The 16,749-nt window shown below is 53.5% G+C and carries 17 protein-coding genes; 10 read left to right on the forward strand and 7 right to left on the reverse strand.

What is annotated here, in order from left to right; genetic code table 11:
* Positions 1–87 precede the first annotated feature (87 nt).
* From BM025_RS00905 to ptsP, 6 genes are all read left to right on the forward strand, one after another.
* Entirely contained in the window at positions 88–1,422 is a 1,335-nt protein-coding gene (locus BM025_RS00905) for a 3-deoxy-D-manno-octulosonic acid transferase (protein ID WP_085847355.1), read from the forward strand.
* Between the two features lie 177 nt (positions 1,423–1,599).
* The gene (locus tag BM025_RS00910) at positions 1,600–2,025 is read left to right on the forward strand and encodes an NUDIX hydrolase (RefSeq protein WP_085847570.1); all 426 of its coding nucleotides are present in this window, start codon (positions 1,600–1,602) and stop codon (positions 2,023–2,025) included.
* 89 nt (positions 2,026–2,114) lie between these two features.
* Positions 2,115–2,609 carry a DUF1178 family protein gene (locus tag BM025_RS00915; protein ID WP_085847354.1) on the forward strand — a complete coding sequence of 165 codons (495 nt, stop codon included), beginning with the start codon at positions 2,115–2,117 and terminating at the stop codon, positions 2,607–2,609.
* A 158-nt stretch (positions 2,610–2,767) separates the two neighbouring features.
* Positions 2,768–4,003 carry an aspartate kinase gene (locus tag BM025_RS00920; protein ID WP_085847353.1) on the forward strand — a complete coding sequence of 412 codons (1,236 nt, stop codon included), beginning with the start codon at positions 2,768–2,770 and terminating at the stop codon, positions 4,001–4,003.
* 100 nt (positions 4,004–4,103) lie between these two features.
* Positions 4,104–4,298 (forward strand): DUF6500 family protein, encoded by a 195-nt coding sequence (locus tag BM025_RS00925; protein WP_244515375.1) that lies wholly within the window; start codon positions 4,104–4,106, stop codon positions 4,296–4,298.
* Positions 4,299–4,526: 228 nt separating this feature from the next.
* Positions 4,527–6,779 carry a phosphoenolpyruvate--protein phosphotransferase gene (ptsP, locus tag BM025_RS00930; protein ID WP_085847351.1) on the forward strand — a complete coding sequence of 751 codons (2,253 nt, stop codon included), beginning with the start codon at positions 4,527–4,529 and terminating at the stop codon, positions 6,777–6,779.
* A gap of 21 nt (positions 6,780–6,800) precedes the next feature.
* On the opposite strand, the gene BM025_RS00935 is transcribed toward ptsP, so the two are convergent.
* Entirely contained in the window at positions 6,801–7,577 is a 777-nt protein-coding gene (locus tag BM025_RS00935) for an EcsC family protein (RefSeq protein WP_085847350.1), read from the reverse strand.
* A gap of 48 nt (positions 7,578–7,625) precedes the next feature.
* Positions 7,626–8,117, reverse strand: a complete 492-nt coding sequence (locus tag BM025_RS00940) for a GNAT family N-acetyltransferase (protein ID WP_085847349.1) — start codon at positions 8,115–8,117, stop codon at positions 7,626–7,628.
* Positions 8,118–8,266: 149 nt separating this feature from the next.
* Here BM025_RS00940 and BM025_RS00945 point away from each other — a divergent pair, with 149 nt between their 5' ends.
* Positions 8,267–8,851, forward strand: coding sequence for a flavin reductase family protein (locus tag BM025_RS00945; RefSeq protein WP_085847348.1), 585 nt, complete (start codon positions 8,267–8,269; stop codon positions 8,849–8,851).
* A gap of 101 nt (positions 8,852–8,952) precedes the next feature.
* Positions 8,953–9,363 (forward strand): DUF6641 family protein, encoded by a 411-nt coding sequence (locus BM025_RS00950; RefSeq protein WP_085847347.1) that lies wholly within the window; start codon positions 8,953–8,955, stop codon positions 9,361–9,363.
* Positions 9,364–9,471: 108 nt separating this feature from the next.
* On the opposite strand, the gene BM025_RS00955 is transcribed toward BM025_RS00950, so the two are convergent.
* From BM025_RS00955 to BM025_RS00965, 3 genes are all read right to left on the reverse strand, one after another.
* A complete protein-coding gene (locus tag BM025_RS00955) occupies positions 9,472–11,016 on the reverse strand; it encodes a SulP family inorganic anion transporter (RefSeq protein ID WP_170842101.1) in 1,545 nt (514 codons plus the stop codon).
* 260 nt (positions 11,017–11,276) lie between these two features.
* On the reverse strand, positions 11,277–11,912 hold the full coding sequence (locus BM025_RS00960) for an aminotransferase class IV family protein (RefSeq protein WP_085847345.1): 636 nt from the start codon (positions 11,910–11,912) through the stop codon (positions 11,277–11,279).
* Positions 11,909–13,054, reverse strand: coding sequence for an aminodeoxychorismate synthase component I (locus BM025_RS00965; RefSeq protein ID WP_085847569.1), 1,146 nt, complete (start codon positions 13,052–13,054; stop codon positions 11,909–11,911). Before BM025_RS00965 ends, BM025_RS00960 begins: the two co-directional genes overlap by 4 nt.
* Positions 13,055–13,215: 161 nt before the next feature.
* On the opposite strand from BM025_RS00965, the gene BM025_RS00970 reads away from it, so the two are divergent.
* Entirely contained in the window at positions 13,216–14,088 is an 873-nt protein-coding gene (locus BM025_RS00970) for an S-methyl-5'-thioadenosine phosphorylase (protein ID WP_085847344.1), read from the forward strand.
* 4 nt (positions 14,089–14,092) lie between these two features.
* A complete protein-coding gene (locus BM025_RS00975; protein WP_085847343.1) occupies positions 14,093–14,629 on the forward strand; it encodes an adenine phosphoribosyltransferase in 537 nt (178 codons plus the stop codon).
* Between the two features lie 91 nt (positions 14,630–14,720).
* Here BM025_RS00975 and BM025_RS00980 read toward each other — a convergent pair whose 3' ends face one another.
* Together BM025_RS00980 and BM025_RS00985 are read right to left on the reverse strand one after the other, a co-directional pair.
* Complete coding sequence (locus BM025_RS00980; protein WP_085847342.1) at positions 14,721–16,136, reverse strand: FAD-binding oxidoreductase; 1,416 nt, start codon at positions 16,134–16,136, stop codon at positions 14,721–14,723.
* Between the two features lie 21 nt (positions 16,137–16,157).
* The gene (locus BM025_RS00985; protein ID WP_085847341.1) at positions 16,158–16,748 is read right to left on the reverse strand and encodes a GNAT family N-acetyltransferase; all 591 of its coding nucleotides are present in this window, start codon (positions 16,746–16,748) and stop codon (positions 16,158–16,160) included.
* Between the last annotated feature and the right edge of the window lies 1 nt (position 16,749).

The raw sequence follows: 16,749 nt of genomic DNA on the forward strand, positions 1-16,749 counted from the left end.
ACTAGTCTTCCCCACAGATCAAGCCCCTTTAGCTGAGGCGCAAAACGCACTTCCCCTTGCCAAACTCAGGCTGGCCCGCGTAGAGCAATGCTCACCGAAACTGTGCGGACCAACCTCGTGTACCTATATCGCCTTCTTTTAACCTTAGCCGCCCCTTTGGCTGCCTTGCTCGCGCTGCGCCAAATCCTGCGCGGTAAAGAAACGCTCGCGAATTTAAAAGAACGCTTTGGTGCGGGACTGGGATCAACAGTCATCTTTCCAGGCCCCACTTTTTGGGTTCACGGCGCTTCAAACGGGGAATTAACCGCGGGCCGTGCGCTGATCGAACAGGCGCTGAACCGTGATCCAAGTCTGCACATCATCGTCACCGTAAACAGTGTAAGTGCCCGTAAACTGGTGCGGGAGTGGGATATGGACCGCGTCACCGTTAGACTGGCCCCGATCGATTTGAAACGCACGGTTCATCATTTCATCGCCTGCACGCAACCTGATCTGTTGCTTACGATTGAAAATGAAATTTGGCCCAACAGGTTCACCCAATGCGCCAAAAACGGTATTCCCGTGATCATCGTCGGGGCACGCATGTCTGCAAAAACTGCACAGGTTTGGCACAAATACGCCCCTGCCCTGCGCGGCGTGACAAAACTGACATGGAACGCGATCACAGCCCTCGCGCCGCAAGACACAGCATCACAAGAGCGTTTGGTGGATTTGGGGCTTGATCCTAAATGCCTTTTGCCGCTGATGAATCTCAAAAGCGGCGTGGATGCGACCACTGCGCCCCCCGCTGACGCTGCTGTGCTGCGCGCCACATTTCACAAAGACCGTACTATTTTGGCGGCGTCCACCCATGACGGCGAAGACGAAAGCGTGCTGGACTGCTTTGCCCAACTGCAAAAAAACCATCCTGATTTAAAACTGGTAATCGCGCCAAGACACCCTGTACGCGCAGCTGCAATCGCAGAATTGACCACAGCGCGCGGCCTGAGCGTCGCGCGGCGCAGTGCGGGGGACACACCGATGGGCGCCTCTGTTTATTTGGCTGACACCTTGGGTGAAATGGCGCTTTGGTATGCTGTCGCGGGTTTCACCTTTGTCGGAGGATCATTGGTGGATCATGGTGGACACACTCCATTTGAGCCCGCGCAATTTGGCTCGGTCATTTTGCACGGCCCCTATGTATCCAATCACGCGACCGCCTTTGACGCTTTGGCGCAGGCCGGAGGCGCGATCAAAGTGCGCAACGCTGCCGACCTAGCAACAACGCTGGACGCGCTTTTGCTTGCCCCGAATGAGGCAGCGGCACTGACTTTGGCCGCAAGCCATGCCTTGGCCCAGATCCGCACCTCTGAAACTGCAACAACCGCCTTTTGGAACTCGGTTGATCATGCTGTGCAAAATCGCAAAACGTTGAGCCATTAAAAAGAACGACACATTTAAAAAATGTACCTCGTAATCTATTATTTACGCAAAAGTCGTTTGCTAAACAGATGCGATTTGTTAGGTTTTTGAAAAGATGTGAAAAAGGGTGCCGGAGCAGATGACGTGAACGCCATACCGACCAAACAACGCCCATTGCGTCTTTTAGGCGCAACAAAAATGGGTGTCAGAACCCAATTCGGCGCGTTGTGCTGGCGTATCCGTAAAGACAAAGTGGAAGTCTTGCTGGTGCAAACACGTCGCAGCAAAAGATGGATCGTTCCCAAAGGTTGGCCCATGGAAGGCCAAACGCCCGCCAAAGCCGCCTCAACCGAAGCGTTTGAAGAAGCGGGCGTGGTTGGCAAAGCCAGTTCCATTTGCATCGGCCTGTACAGCTACACCAAATACCCACGCACAAGCGAAGACCCTTTGCCCTGCATGGTCGCTTTGTTTCCGCTCAAGGCTGAAAAGGTATTGCAAGAGTATCCTGAAAAAGGTCAACGAAAACGCAAATGGGCGTCTCCACGCAAAGCGGCACAATTGGCGGATGAACCCGAGCTTGCACAAATTCTACGCCACTTCGATCCGCGTCTGATGCGCCTATAACACAAGCCTATGTTGTTTTTTATGAAATAGACTACATTTGTATATCACCAACTAAAGCCGCTCTCAGACCTTTAAAAGCAGTGCCCCACATGATCCGATACACCTTGAAATGTCGCAAAGACCACAGCTTCGAAAGCTGGTTTAAATCTGCGAGCGCATTTGAAACACTGCACAGCGCGGGGCAATTGTCGTGCCCGGAATGCGGTGAGACGCAAATCACCAAATCGCTTATGGCCCCCCAAGTGAGCACGGCACGCAAGACAAATACGTCTGAAATTCCCGATGAACGCACAGAACCAGCCGTGCCTGCAACGCGCGCGTCACAGCAGACAGAACCACAAGCCGTTGATGCACATAAGGCAGCACATACAGATGTATCCCTGTCGAAGATACGGGACCATATCGAGAAAAACTCTGACTACGTCGGAACAGACTTCACCAAACAAGCCCGCGCGATGAATGATGGCGAAGCCCCTGCGCGGTCCATTTACGGCGAAGCCAAACTCGAAGATGCAAAAGCCCTGATTGACGAAGGCGTCGCTATTTTGCCGCTGCCATTCATGCCCAGACGCAAGCTCAACTGACGACACAAAGCGGCTCAACACATCAAACGCCATATAATTTGCGGCGCAGGCATATATTTTCGCAACTCACAGTGCAATCTAGCTATGGCCTCTCTTGCACTTTGCCCAAATGCATCCTACCACACCGTGATTATTCCAGACGGGGGAGAAGGCCACAGATGCCAGTTCTCGTAATGAAATTTGGCGGCACTTCTGTCGCCACGCTCGATCGCATCAAACGTGCGGCAAAACGGGTCAGCCGCGAAGTTGCCAACGGCAACGACGTGATTGTTGTTGTCTCAGCCATGTCTGGCGAGACAAACAAACTTGTTGGCTATGTCAATGAAACCTCTCCGATGTTCGATGCGCGTGAATACGATGCCATCGTGTCATCCGGTGAAAATGTCACGGCAGGCCTAATGGCGCTGACGCTGCAAGAGATGGATATCCCTGCACGCAGTTGGCAAGGCTGGCAAGTGCCGCTCAAAACGTCGTCAGCGCACGGCGCGGCGCGCATTGATGATATCCCAACAACCAACATCAATGACAAGTTTGGCGAAGGCATGAAAGTCGCGGTTGTCGCGGGCTTCCAAGGCCTCTCAAACGAAGGCCGCATCACCACGCTTGGGCGCGGCGGGTCTGACACGACGGCTGTGGCCTTTGCTGCCGCCTTTGACGCGATCCGTTGTGACATCTACACAGATGTGGACGGCGTCTACACCACCGACCCGCGCATCACCGACAAAGCGCGCAAGCTGGAAAAGGTGTCCTTTGAGGAAATGCTGGAACTTGCATCTTTGGGCGCTAAGGTTTTGCAAACCCGCTCTGTTGAATTGGCCATGCGGTTTAAAGTGAAACTGCGCGTGCTCTCGTCTTTTGAAGAATATGACCCCAATGCTGGTACATTGATTTGTGCCGAGGAGGATATCGTGGAAAACAATGCAGTCTCCGGCGTCGCAGCCTCACGCGATGAAGCCAAAATGACGCTCGTGTCTGTCGCAGATCGCCCCGGCATCGCTGCAGCCATCTTTGGCCCACTGGCCGAGGGCGGCGTCAACGTCGACATGATCATTCAAAACATCTCAGAAGAGGGTCGCACCGATATGACCTTTTCTTGCCCTGTTGACCAAGTCGCCCGTGCAGAAGCCGCGTTGGCAGCAGCCAAAGAACGCGGTGACGTGAACTTTGAAGCGCTCGTGTCTGACAAAAACGTCGCGAAAATTTCACTTGTTGGCATCGGCATGCGGTCCCAATCTGGCGTAGCGGCCAAGATGTTTAAAACGCTGTCTGACGAAGGCATCAATATCAAAGTTATCGCCACCTCAGAAATCAAAGTTTCAGTTTTGGTTGATCGCAAATACACAGAGCTGGCCGTGCAAGCGCTGCACGACGCTTTCGAGCTTGAAAAAGCTTAAGTCACGCGACGTGCACTAAAAATTAAGCCTCTGCCCGATCCGGTGCGGGGGCTTTTTAATTTGAAAAGGGCAAAACATGCGCGACAGCTTGAGACAGAAAATGATTACAGTGTGCGATGCTAAGATCGCGGCCAAAGGCGACACCGCAGGCCTGTCATTTTACGCGTTTTTTGCCAATAAAAACGATGACCCTGCACTGTTGATGGAAGCGGCCACATGGTGGATTGAAACCCACCAGTTGGATCATTTTGAAAAGGCAGTGAAAATCCGCGACATGGCCCTAAAAGCCACATAATCCAAACGGCATCTCTGTTGCGTGCCTTGAAAACCAAAGCCACAAATGCTGCAACTGCAAAGGCATCAACTTGCATATGCAGCACCAAGATACGGTTTTTATGCGGTTTTTTCGCTCAAACACGAAAAGACACAGCCCTTTTGCTTGTTTTTCTATAGGCAAGCCCCCTATCTATGCTCTAATGAATGAAACGCCTGAAACAGGCAAACTTTGAACGGGCAGGTAGACATGTCGGAAAGCCGCGAAAGCGAAAGTCGAAAACTGCTTGGTCGCCTCAGAGACACACTCGCCGAAGACGGCGCGGGGCAAGCACGACTGGATCGCATCACAAATCTCATCGCCGATTCTATGCGCACGGAAGTGTGCTCAATTTACTTGTTTCGTGACAGTGAAACGCTAGAGCTTTGCGCCACCGAGGGCTTGAACGCCGAAGCGGTCCACCAAACGCGGTTGCGCATTGGTGAAGGGCTTGTTGGCTCTGTCGCGCGCACGCGGCGCACCGTCAACACAGCCGACGCCCCTTCTGCCAAGGGATTTCGGTACATGCCTGAGACTGGCGAAGAGATTTATTCTTCGTTCCTTGGGCTGCCGATCCAACGCCTTGGTGATACGCTTGGTGTTCTTGTGGTCCAATCCAAAGAAGCCCGCGAATTTTCCAATGACGAAATTTACGCGCTTGAAGTTGTCGCGATGGTTTTGGCCGAAATGACCGAACTTGGGGCTTTCATTGGCGAAGAATCCGCGCTTGGCGCGTTGCACCAAAACCCTGTGATGTTCCGCGGTGCAACAGGCCAAGAAGGCGTCGCAGAGGGCCATGTTTATCTGCACGAGCCCCGCGTTGTTGTGACAAATCCTGTGGCTGATGATCCTGATGTGGAATTGGCGCGCCTGCAAGAGGCCGTCAACACGCTGCGTATTTCAGTCGATGACATGTTGTCAGACGTCGAAACCAAAGAAAAAGATCAACGCGAGGTTTTAGAAGCCTACCGCATGTTTGCCAATTCGCGCAGCTGGATGCGCCGCATGGAAGAAGACATCAGTGGCGGACTGTCGGCAGAAGCGGCGGTGGAAAAAGAACAATCAGCCGCCCGCACCCGCATGTCCAAAGTTCCCGATGCCTATCTGCGCGAACGGCTGCATGACTTGGACGATTTGTCCAACAGAATGCTGCGTCTTTTAACAGGCCAAGGCGCGGACACCGGCGCAGAGATGCCAGACGACCCCATTTTGGTCGCCCGCAACATTGGTCCCGGTGAGCTGCTGGAATATGGCAAATCCCTGCGCGGGATTGTTTTAGAGCAGGGCTCGGTCGGATCACACGCCGCAATCGTGGCGCGTGCGCTGGCCATTCCGCTGATCATTCACGCAAGTAAAATCACAACTGAAGCACTCAACGGCGATGCAATTTTGCTCGATGGCGACCAAGGTCTTGTACATCTACGCCCCGAAGACAGTGTTGCAGCGGCCTTTCGTGATAAAATCGCGATGCAAACAGAAGCCAGCAAAGCCTATATTGACTTGGTCGGTAAAAAAGCCACCACGCCTTGTGGTAAAACCATTGCACTGCACATGAACGCTGGCCTTATGGCAGATCTGCCATCGCTTGCGTCCTCTGGCGCTGACGGTGTCGGGCTTTTTCGCACAGAGCTACAGTTTTTGATCCGCAATTCAGTGCCAAAACGCGGCGAGCTTGCAACGCTATACAGCAGCGTCATGGACGCGGCGCGTGGCAAACGCGTGGCCTTTCGCACGCTCGATATCGGGTCAGACAAAGTCCTGCCCTATATGAAGCCCCAAGACGAACCCAACCCCGCAATGGGCTGGCGTGCAATCCGTGTGGGTTTGGATAAACGCGGCGTGATGCGTATGCAGCTGCAAGCGTTGATCCGTGCCTGCGCTGGCCGACCTTTGACTGTCATGTTCCCATTCATTGCGCAGTTCGAAGAGTTCCGAGCAGCGCGCGCGATGGTGGATGCAGAGATTGAGAATGAAAAGCGGCTGGGCCACGTTTTGCCAACATCGGTCGAAGTCGGCGCAATGCTAGAGACGCCATCGCTGGCTTTTGCGCCCGACCAGTTTTTCATGGAAGCAGACTTTATTTCAATTGGCGGCAACGATCTAAAGCAGTTCTTTTTTGCCGCAGACCGCGAAAATGAACGTGTACGCAAGCGCTATGACACGCTGAATATCTCATTCCTTAGCTTTATTCGCCAAATCGTCGAACGCTGCGATGCGCATGGCACGCCTGTGTCGTTTTGTGGCGAAGATGCGGGGCGTCCACTGGAAGCGGTGTGTTTCGCTGCGATGGGACTGATGTCGCTGTCCATGCGACCCGCATCTATCGGACCAATCAAAAATGTGCTCCGCCAAGTCAATTTGGACGATATCGCAGAAATCATCAATGCGGCAGCTAAACGTGGTGATCAATCCGTGCGCACAGAAATTGCGGCCTATATGGTTGATAACGGCGTCACGCCCTAATCCAAACGTGGGCCTATGTGGTTATGATGACGCGATTTCGGCGCGCAGCATGTCTTTAAGCGTCTCATAGCTTTCGCCGCTGTCCTCAGACAAACGCAGCATCCCAAAGGTCACATGCGCCATATCTTGGTAATATGCGGTGTAGGCATAGTTGGTCGCGGCCCCAGCCACAGCACCAAGCACAGGCACGGTCTGCGCCGCCAGCTTTTGCCCCAACACAATAGACAGACGCGGCGCAACACGCGCGATAATGCCATTGAGCGTTGCGCCTGTCAGTGATGTACGGGCCGCTAAAAATCCCAAATCGGCCCCGTCATCATCATCCAGCGGCCCTGCGGCGGCAAAAACATTGATGCAAGCCTTGCGAATATCAGACCTCTCGGGGTCAAACCCGTGCTCTACAGCCACCGCTTGGATCGCGTGCAACAAGATTGTTGTGGTCACAGGCAATTCAGCCAAAGCGGTCGGTAATCCACCGATCCCGCCCACGGCACCAAGCCCTGATGAGATCGCTTTTGACAGCCAACCGCCACCTTCAAACCCGTTTTTACGCGACCGAGCAGCACCTGAAAATGCAAGTTCAAGCGCAGACAGCGTCACCGTTTCCAGTTGAGTTTTGATCGGCGCGGGCAGTTTTCCAAACAAACCATCGGCGGTGTTGCCCACCATATTAAGCAGTTGCATGCCCGGATTGTTGGCGCGCTTTAAACGTGCGGCAAGGGCCCGAATGGCTTGGGGTGTAGGGGCCTGCAAAACAGCGGCTCCTGCGTCATACAAAATCGGCGATTTATGTTTCATAAATCCAATGTGGGGAAGACAGCGGCATTTGCCAAGGGCGCTGTGCGATCAAATACTGCGTTGCACAGTGCCAGACACGCCATTCCATGCGCCGTCCGTCAATTCCACGCCCAATACACGATCAGGGTTAGTTGGCGGTGGCATTTCCACTCCGCGCAGTTTTTGGAACCCAAACCGTTGATAATAAGGCGCATCACCCACCAACATCACACGGTCCCATCGCAGCCCACGCGCCCGCTCCATACTCTCTTGCATCAACAGCCCGCCCAAGCCCTCGCCCTGACGAGTTGGGTGCACAGCGATTGGCCCAAGCAGCAAAGATGTTATCTTTTGTGGCCCAATATGAACTGGCCAGTACCGAATAGCGGCCGACACAATGCCCAGTTGGTCGCGTGCTACAAGGCACAGATCGACAACCTTAGGGACGCCATCACGCAAGCGGTACGACGACAAAGCTTCGCGCCCAGGCGCAAAGCAAGTGTCGTATAGGCCTTCGACCTCCTGCAGGTCATCGGCATGTTCGATGTCGAGTTTATACACCCAAACCCCCCGTTTGCGCCGTCCTTTTCAAAGGCCTCATGCGCAATGTCATATTTTGCTCGAATTTTTGCTATCACGGCACTAGGTAAGGGGCAACGCATCACGCACACCAAGACGCGTGTTTCAAATCGCACAAAATGAGACCCATAATGTTTTATCGCCCCCAAGACGGCCATACCCTGCCCCACAATCCTTTCAACGCCATCGTGTCGCCACGCCCGATTGGTTGGATTTCCTCGCGCAGCGCAGATGGCACCGACAACCTTGCGCCCTATTCGTTTTTCAACGCGGTCGCCTATGTGCCTCCTCAGGTGATGTTTTCATCGGCGGGACGTAAAGACAGTTTGAACAACATTGAATCCACGGGGGTGTTTGCCGTCAATCTGGTCGGCGCGCCGATGGCCGATGTGATGAACAAATCGTCACAAGCTGTTGCGCATGACGTTGATGAATTCGCCCATGCGGGCATCTCTAAGCTTGAGTGCGAAACCATAGCCTGCGCGCGTGTGGCAGATGCGCCGGCGACACTGGAATGCAAAGTCACGCAGATCATCCGCCTGGCAGGCATAGACAACCATGCCGTTTTTGGCGAAGTCACGGGCGTGCACATGCGCGAAGATTGCATTGTCGACGGGCGCTTTGATGTGGTCACAGCACAGCTTTTGTCGCGCCTTGGGTATCGAGATTACGCGCAAGTGACCAAGCTGTTCGAACTGAAACGGCCCGATGATTAAACCCACGCCGCTTGGCTGACATTGGCTTTGCGCAGCGCAATGCCACAGCAATGCTGACACCAATATAATAAAAAATGCTCGTATGGGCTAGGAGACATAGAATGAGTATTTTAGCGCAACTGGACGTTTCAAACCGGATTATTTCAGCCCGCCAACGTCGTAAACCCGATACGGTTGAATACCGGCGTAAAAAACTGATCGCCAACATCGAAGAACAAATCGAACTGGCAACACTGGCTCTCGCGCAGAAACCGATGGAACTCAAGCGTAAGCGTGGGCACAGCATCGTCGCAGTGAAACCGCGCATCTGGTGGAAAACAACATCCGATGGCAGTGTGTTCACTATGATTAGGTTCAACCGTGAAGCGCTTGTCATCGACATGCGCGGGACCTCTATCGAAGTGAGCGCGTTGGAGCACCTGCCCGAGATTTACCGAACGGTCATCAAAGCTGTCCAAGCGGGGGAACTTGACCGCGCGATTGAGAACGTCGTAAATGCCAAACGCGACTGAGGCCTGTTTGATTTAAAAACGCCGCTCGATCTTTTGTGAAACAGTATGATCAATACGTAAAAAGGCCCCCCAATTTGGGAGGCCTTTCGCATTTTCTATGCCTGCGTTTTAGTGACCGCCAGCCAAAATTCCAGTGCGGACCGCGTAATCCGTAGCGATTTCATAGTCAGGATCATCATCACTATCGACCATCAAGTGACCCGCTTTGGTCAGCAAACGGTGGCAATCATGGCTTAGATGACGCAATTGGATTTCTTTGCCAGCAGCCTCGTATTTGGCTGCGATACCTTCGATTGCGTTCAGCGCCGATTGGTCGGCCACGCGACTGTCAGCAAAATCCACAATCACAGTGCTTGGATCGTTCGCAACATCAAACAATTCACCAAATCCTTCGGCTGACCCAAAGAACAGCGGCCCTTGAATGCCGTAGACTTTCGCACCCTCAGGGGTCTCAGATACCTTGGCATGAATGCGCGATGCGTTTTGCCATGCATAGGCCAAAGCCGACACAATCACCCCCACAACCACAGCAATCGCGAGGTCTTCCAGCACGGTCACAACAGTCACAAGCACGATGACGAAAGCATCAATGCGAGGCACTTTGCGCATTACCTTGAATGAATTCCAAGCGAATGTGCCAATCACAACCATGAACATCACACCAACCAAAGCGGCCAATGGAATGGTCTCGATCAGAGGCGACGCAACAACGATGAACAACAGCAAAAAGATCGCAGCTGCAAAGCCCGCTAGACGCGTGCGTCCACCAGATTTCACGTTGATCATAGATTGTCCGATCATCGCACAACCGCCCATGCCGCCAAAGAAACCCGTGATCACATTGGCCACACCTTGGGCAAAACATTCTTGGGTCACGCCGCCGCGTTCGCCCTTCATTTCACCCACAAGATTGAGCGTCAAAAGGCTTTCGATCAGACCAATCGCGGCCAAAATCAAAGCATAGGGAAAGATCACATGCATCACCTCAAAGAATTGTGGCATGCTGTCAAACATCGGCACCATCGGCACGTGGAATTTCGGCAAACCACCCTCGATAGATGCCAAATCACCAACGCGTGGCACTGGAATATCAAAGACAATCACCACAACCGCCGTGATCAAAATTCCGGCCAAAGGCGCTGGAATAATGTTGGTGAACTTAGGCAAGCCCCAAACAACAGCCATAGTCAAAGCCACAAGACCCAACATCAAGACCAGCGTCCCTGTGGGCATCCACGCCATGTTACCGGCAGCATCCGCAACCTTAAACTGGGTCATCTGTGCCAAGAAAATCACAATCGCCAAGCCGTTTACAAAGCCAAGCATCACAGGATGCGGCACAAGGCGAATGAATTTCCCAAGTCGGAAAACTGCGGCCAATATCTGTAAAATGCCCATCAACACGACCGTGGCAAACAGGTATTCAACCCCGTGGTCCGCGACCAAAGCCACCATGACAACAGCCAAAGCGCCCGTTGCACCCGAAATCATCCCCGGACGCCCGCCAATCAGTGACGTCACAAGACCCACTAGAAAAGCCGCGTAAAGCCCGACAAGCGGGTGAACCCCCGCAACAAAAGCAAAGGCCACAGCTTCGGGCACCAAAGCCAAAGCCACCGTCAGACCAGACAAAATGTCCGTCTTGGCCTGCATCGGCGTCAGGCGCGTATTGCCAGAATTTGGCAACGATAGTTTCTCCGCAAAAGCGGCAAGAGTCGATTGTGTCACGGGTTCATCCCAATTTTAGATTGTACGTTTGCGCGGCGTATACCACGGGTTTTCTCGGGTGTCACACACTCCGTGTGCGGGCACAGGAAAGCGCCACACCTGTTGCTGTGTTGCTAGACGATGATTAAGCCGCAGAGCAGAACAACCATATATAGAGGTGGAATTTTCACGACCACGTGCTGAGATTATTCACCAGAAGTGATCAGACGCACGGGAATCAACCCGCGCAATGAATTGCCGCAAAATAACACCTGTGAGCTGCGCATGTCTTGCAGTGTTAACACGGCTTCACAAGCGCGATCTGTCTGCAAAAGCTCTGCACGCAGCACACCAGGCAAAAGCCCACAAGACACGGGCGGCGTCAAAATCGCATCGCCATTTTGCACGAACACATTGGTGATCGTGCCCTCGCAAACCTCACCGCGTTCATTGAGAAAGATCAGCTCATCCACGCCCTTGGGCAGCGCCGCGCGGGCCGTGTCATAGAACGCGCGATTGGTGGTTTTGCGGGCCAGCCATGGGTCGGCACTGTCCAGCCGTTGATCTGAAACTGCGATAGTCCAATCGCCAGTCGTCGGCACCAGCGGCCAATGTTCCAGCCTGCCCTGCCCCTGCGCATCCACGGTCAAACGCACACGCAAATCGTGTTCAGCATACAAATTTTCGAGCAAAGCACACAGTTGTGCCTCTGGAAATGGCAGATCAAGATCGCAGCATGTGCGCGCCATACGCGCCAGATGACGTTCTTGCCGCAGAGCACCTGTATTGGCAGACCATCTGAGCGTTTCAATCACGCGAAACTGTGGGGGAAAATCAGTCATAACCGAGCGAACTCCGCTTTGAGCAAGGCCTCGTTGTACTCGTCTTCGGCGTCGCTGTCATAGACCAATCCGCCACCGACATTCAATTGGCCTGTCGTTGACCCCGCTTTAAAGGCAAGCGTGCGGATCGCCACATTAAACTCAGACGCACCATCGGGCGCAATCCAACCAATTGCACCGCAATAGGCACCGCGCGGGGCTTGTTCCAACTCATCGATAATCTGCATTGCGCGGATTTTCGGCGCGCCAGTGATCGAGCCGCAAGGAAACAACGCCTTGCACAAGCTTTCAAAATTCACATCAGGCAAGAGTTGCGCTGTCACGGTCGAGGTCATTTGAAACAGGGTCTCATAGGTTTCGATTTCAAAAAGCGATGGCACTTTGACGCTGCCAATTTCACTCACGCGCGACACATCATTGCGCAATAAATCCACAATCATCAAATTTTCAGCTTGGTTTTTTTCAGACCCCGCAAGCCACTCTTTGGCCGCAGCATTTTGCACAGGGTCTTGTCCCCGTGGCGCAGTGCCCTTCATTGGGCGCACGGTGATTTGGCCATGGGCATCGGTTTTAAAAAACAGCTCGGGCGAGCGCGACAAGAATGTGTGATGATCGGTTTCAACCAACGCCCCGTATCGCACAGGCTGACGAACTTTGAGAGCTTGGTACAATTGGCGCGGCGTTGCATCGCTTTCAATGCCAATGGGAAAGGTCAAATTGACCTGATAACAATCGCCGGCTTTGATATAAGATTTCGCCTTTGAGAACGCAGACTTATAGTGATCTAAGTCCCACAATGGCGTCAAACATGTTTGCACATTTCCAACATTATTTACGTCAGATGCACTTTTAGGCGCCTTAAACACACCAAATTCCAACAAAGGAAGGTCATAGTCATCCCGCTGTAAAGGTGCGAGCGCTGGATCTAAAAACACTCCAAGATCATAGGACATATAGCCCGCAATCCAGTGACCTTTATGTTTGGCATCTTCAATCGCGGCAAAGGCTTGGGGCAGGTCATCAGCACAGTGCGCACGGATTTCGGACAGTGGTGCGTCAAACACTGTGCCCTGCGCGTTGGTCATATCCAACGCTATTTTGGATGCCCCCGCGAGAGGGCCTGTATCGAATTGTATGCGCATGACGTCTCGCTTGTTTGTCGCGCTTTTACTGACTTTTGCCGCAATGGGCCAGCCTGCAACGGACACCTTGCGTAGATATCGGGGTACAAACCGAATTGTCCCTTTTCGCCATTGTTATATGCGCCTAGGCTTTGGGAAACGTATACTTTTGCGAGGGCACGATGGAACGAATGATTGGTGTGATGGGCGGCTCAGGCGTCTATGAAATTGACGGGCTGGAAAATGCGACATGGCAAAAGATTGAAACGCCTTGGGGCGATCCGTCGGATGAAATTCTCACTGGTACTTTGGATGGTGTCAAAATGGCATTCTTGCCGCGCCATGGACGTGGGCACATCCATTCCCCCACAACCGTGCCTTACCGTGCCAATATCGATGCCCTGAAACGCCTTGGTGTCACTGACCTGTTGTCTGTTTCAGCCTGCGGATCGTTCCGCGAAGAAATGGCCCCCGGTGATTTTGTCATTGTAGATCAGTTCATTGACCGTACGTTTGCGCGGGAAAAGTCATTTTTCGGAACTGGCTGCGTTGCCCATGTATCTGTCGCGCACCCTGTCTGTGAACGTCTGTCTGGGTTGGCTTATGAAGCCGCGCGCGCGACAGGCGTGACTGTTCACAAAGGTGGCACTTATCTGGCAATGGAAGGCCCGCAATTTTCCAGCATTGCCGAAAGTAAAATGTACCGCGCATGGGGCTGTGACGTGATCGGCATGACCAATATGCCCGAGGCAAAACTCGCCCGTGAGGCTGAGATTTGCTATGCCAGCGTGGCGATGATCACGGATTTCGACAGTTGGCATCCAGAGCACGGCGCGGTTGATATCAACGCCATCATCGCAACGCTTGGGGCCAATTCCGACAACGCGAAATCACTTGTCGCTGCCATGCCCCAACTTTTGACATCTGCATATACCTCTTGCAGTCACGGTTGTGATCGTGCTTTGGACTACGCGATTATGACAGCGCCAGACAAACGCGATACGACTGTTTTGGCCAAGCTTGATGCGGTCGCTGGCCGTGTTCTAAAAGGGTAAGTACATGCAACACAAAACCGTCAAAGATTACATCCGCACCATCCCCGACTTTCCGCATGAGGGGATTATGTTTCGCGATGTCACCACCTTGTTTGCAGATCCACGTGGGATGCGATTGACGATTGACCAAATGCTCGCCCCGTATGTTGGCATGCAAATCGACAAAGTCGTGGGACTTGAAGCACGCGGGTTCATCTTGGGGGGGGCCGTGGCGCACCAACTGTCCGTCGGGTTTGTGCCAGTGCGCAAGGCTGGCAAATTGCCCGGCTCAGTGATTTCGCAAGACTATGAATTGGAATACGGCACCGCGACCGTTGAATTGCATCAAGACGCCATCAAGGCAGGCGAGAAAATTCTTGTGGTTGATGATTTGCTGGCCACAGGCGGCACCGCCGAAGCTGGGATCAAACTGATCGAGCGTCTGGGTGGTGATATCGTGAGCTGCGCGTTCATTGTGGATTTGCCAGAACTGGGCGGACGCAAACGTTTGGAAGCCATGGGGTACGATGTAAAAACCCTGTGCGATTTCGACGGGGCGTAATCGCGATCCATCGCCAAGTCACTGACCATCTTTAAATAAATCAACGCCCTGCTTTTACCAGCAGGGCGTTTTTTAGTGGCATTTTATAAGATCACAAAGCTCGCAGCACAGCGCCTGGGTTTAAGACGCCTTTGGGATCGAGCGCTTGTTTGATGCTGCGCATTGCGGCCAGTTTCACAGGGTCTTGGTAGCGTTCCAGATCTTCAACTTTCAGCCGCCCCACGCCATGCTCCGCGCTGACAGAGCCGTCATACGCGTGGGTCAAATCATGCACGCATTTTTTCACCGCGCCGCGAATATCATCGAAGTCCTTGCGATCACGGCCTTTGGCGGGAAACACATTATAGTGCAGGTTTCCATCGCCAAGGTGGCCAAAACAGTTGATCCGCACATCGCCCAAAGCCTGCAATTTGGCGATGCCTTCGGGAATAAAATCAGGGATGCGCGACAAAGGGATGGAAATGTCATGGGATGAAATCGACCCGATATTGCGATTGCCAACGGGGATATGTTCCCGCACAGACCAGAATTGTTGGCGTTGTGTTTCGTTTTGCGAAATGACCCCATCCGAAACCAATTCTGCCGCATGTGCTTTTTCAAACAGAGCCAGCAGCATCTCTTGCGGGTCACTCTCGCCAGATAGGCCAAGGTCGATTAAAACCGACCAATCGGGGTTGGTTCCAAACGGTTGACGCACATCGGGCAGCGTTTCCGTGAGAAAATCAAGCCCAACGCCAGACATCATTTCAAAGGCAGAAATCCCTTCACCCACCGTGGCTTGCGCCAAGGCCAGCAGATCAATTGCACCTTGCGGATTGTCCACGACAAAGATCGCGGCGGCCTCATGTGTCGGGCGCGGGAACAGGCGTAAAGTGGCGGCGGTGATGATGCCAAGCGTGCCTTCAGAGCCGATCATCAGATTTTTCAAATCGTAACCGGTGTTGTCTTTGCGCAGGCGTTTCAGCCCGTGCCAAATCGTGCCATCAGCCATCACCACCTCAAGCCCCAAACACAGATCGCGGGTGTTGCCATAGCGTAAAACATTCAACCCACCTGCGTTGGTCGCCAGATTTCCACCAATGCGGCATGATCCCTCGGATGCCAGCGACAATGGGAACAAGCGATCCACAGCTTCGGCGGCGGCTTGCACATCGTGTAAAATGGCACCGGCTTCGACCACCATCGCGTTTTCGGTTGGGTACACAGCACGTACAGCTGTCATGCGCTCAAACGAAATCACAACGGGCGCGGGACCAGAGTGCGCCACCTGCCCCAACACCAATCCCGTGCCCCCGCCCAAAGGGACAATGCCAACACCAGCCTCATGACACAGGCGCGCGATTGTCGCGACCTCGTCAGTGCTGCGCGGCTGCGCCACGATCGCGGCCAATCCCACATGACGCCCCCGCGGATCATCAAGTTCACCGTCTTTTTGCGCCCGCAACGTGCCCTCAGGCAAAGCGGCGCGCAGGGCGTCAAGAAATTCAGGAGTGACAGGGTTGAGCATGTTGATCTCCGTTAGGCTGAGTTAGGCCAAGCCCACTTGTGTTGGTCCGCGACGGTCATTGCGCAAAGACGCGTATAAAACATGATTGCGCCAGCGCCCGTTGATTTGCAGATAGGACTGCGCGACGCCCTCGTATTTGAAACCAGCTTTTTCGAGCACACCGCGCGATGCGACATTTTCTGGCAGACAGCCTGCTTCGATCCGGCTTAGGTCAAGCTTGGTAAACGCATAATGAACGACCGCTTCCAATGCCTCGCGCATATAGCCTTGGCGGGCATACTCGAATCCGATCCAATAGCCCACAGACCCTGCTTGGGCGGGACCGCGTCTGATATTGTCCAACGTCAAAGCCCCCATGACTTGGTTGTCACTGCGGCGGGTTAAAAACAACGGCAAAGCAGTTTGCGACACGACAGAGCGCTGCGCCCAATAGACGCGATTGGTGAACCCTTTGCGCGACAAATGATCTGGCGACCATGTGGGTTCCCATGGCTGCAAGTATTCCACGCCCTGCGCCCGCAAACCGCGCCACACATTATAATCCCCATGCACCGGCAACCTTAGCGTCATACGCTCGGTTTCGATTTTAACCTTGGGGCGGCGGGCAAACATG

It is taken from the genome of Pacificibacter marinus (genome assembly GCF_900109555.1).
Classification (GTDB): Bacteria; Pseudomonadota; Alphaproteobacteria; order Rhodobacterales; family Rhodobacteraceae; genus Celeribacter; species Celeribacter marinus_C.

What these genes read in the sequence shown, in the direction of transcription:
- BM025_RS00985 (WP_085847341.1), bottom strand. Translation starts at nt 16,748, where the DNA reads ATGTTTGCCCGCCGCCCCAAGGTTAAAATCGAAACCGAGCGTATGACG.
- BM025_RS00915 (WP_085847354.1), top strand. Translation starts at nt 2,115, where the DNA reads ATGATCCGATACACCTTGAAATGTCGCAAAGACCACAGCTTCGAAAGC.
- BM025_RS00935 (WP_085847350.1), bottom strand. Translation starts at nt 7,577, where the DNA reads ATGAAACATAAATCGCCGATTTTGTATGACGCAGGAGCCGCTGTTTTG.
- BM025_RS00955 (WP_170842101.1), bottom strand. Translation starts at nt 11,016, where the DNA reads ATGCAGGCCAAGACGGACATTTTGTCTGGTCTGACGGTGGCTTTGGCT.
- BM025_RS00980 (WP_085847342.1), bottom strand. Translation starts at nt 16,136, where the DNA reads ATGCTCAACCCTGTCACTCCTGAATTTCTTGACGCCCTGCGCGCCGCT.
- BM025_RS00970 (WP_085847344.1), top strand. Translation starts at nt 13,216, where the DNA reads ATGGAACGAATGATTGGTGTGATGGGCGGCTCAGGCGTCTATGAAATT.
- BM025_RS00950 (WP_085847347.1), top strand. Translation starts at nt 8,953, where the DNA reads ATGAGTATTTTAGCGCAACTGGACGTTTCAAACCGGATTATTTCAGCC.
- BM025_RS00925 (WP_244515375.1), top strand. Translation starts at nt 4,104, where the DNA reads ATGATTACAGTGTGCGATGCTAAGATCGCGGCCAAAGGCGACACCGCA.
- BM025_RS00945 (WP_085847348.1), top strand. Translation starts at nt 8,267, where the DNA reads ATGTTTTATCGCCCCCAAGACGGCCATACCCTGCCCCACAATCCTTTC.
- ptsP (WP_085847351.1), top strand. Translation starts at nt 4,527, where the DNA reads ATGTCGGAAAGCCGCGAAAGCGAAAGTCGAAAACTGCTTGGTCGCCTC.
- BM025_RS00920 (WP_085847353.1), top strand. Translation starts at nt 2,768, where the DNA reads ATGCCAGTTCTCGTAATGAAATTTGGCGGCACTTCTGTCGCCACGCTC.
- BM025_RS00910 (WP_085847570.1), top strand. Translation starts at nt 1,600, where the DNA reads ATGGGTGTCAGAACCCAATTCGGCGCGTTGTGCTGGCGTATCCGTAAA.
- BM025_RS00965 (WP_085847569.1), bottom strand. Translation starts at nt 13,054, where the DNA reads ATGCGCATACAATTCGATACAGGCCCTCTCGCGGGGGCATCCAAAATA.
- BM025_RS00960 (WP_085847345.1), bottom strand. Translation starts at nt 11,912, where the DNA reads ATGACTGATTTTCCCCCACAGTTTCGCGTGATTGAAACGCTCAGATGG.
- BM025_RS00905 (WP_085847355.1), top strand. Translation starts at nt 88, where the DNA reads ATGCTCACCGAAACTGTGCGGACCAACCTCGTGTACCTATATCGCCTT.
- BM025_RS00975 (WP_085847343.1), top strand. Translation starts at nt 14,093, where the DNA reads ATGCAACACAAAACCGTCAAAGATTACATCCGCACCATCCCCGACTTT.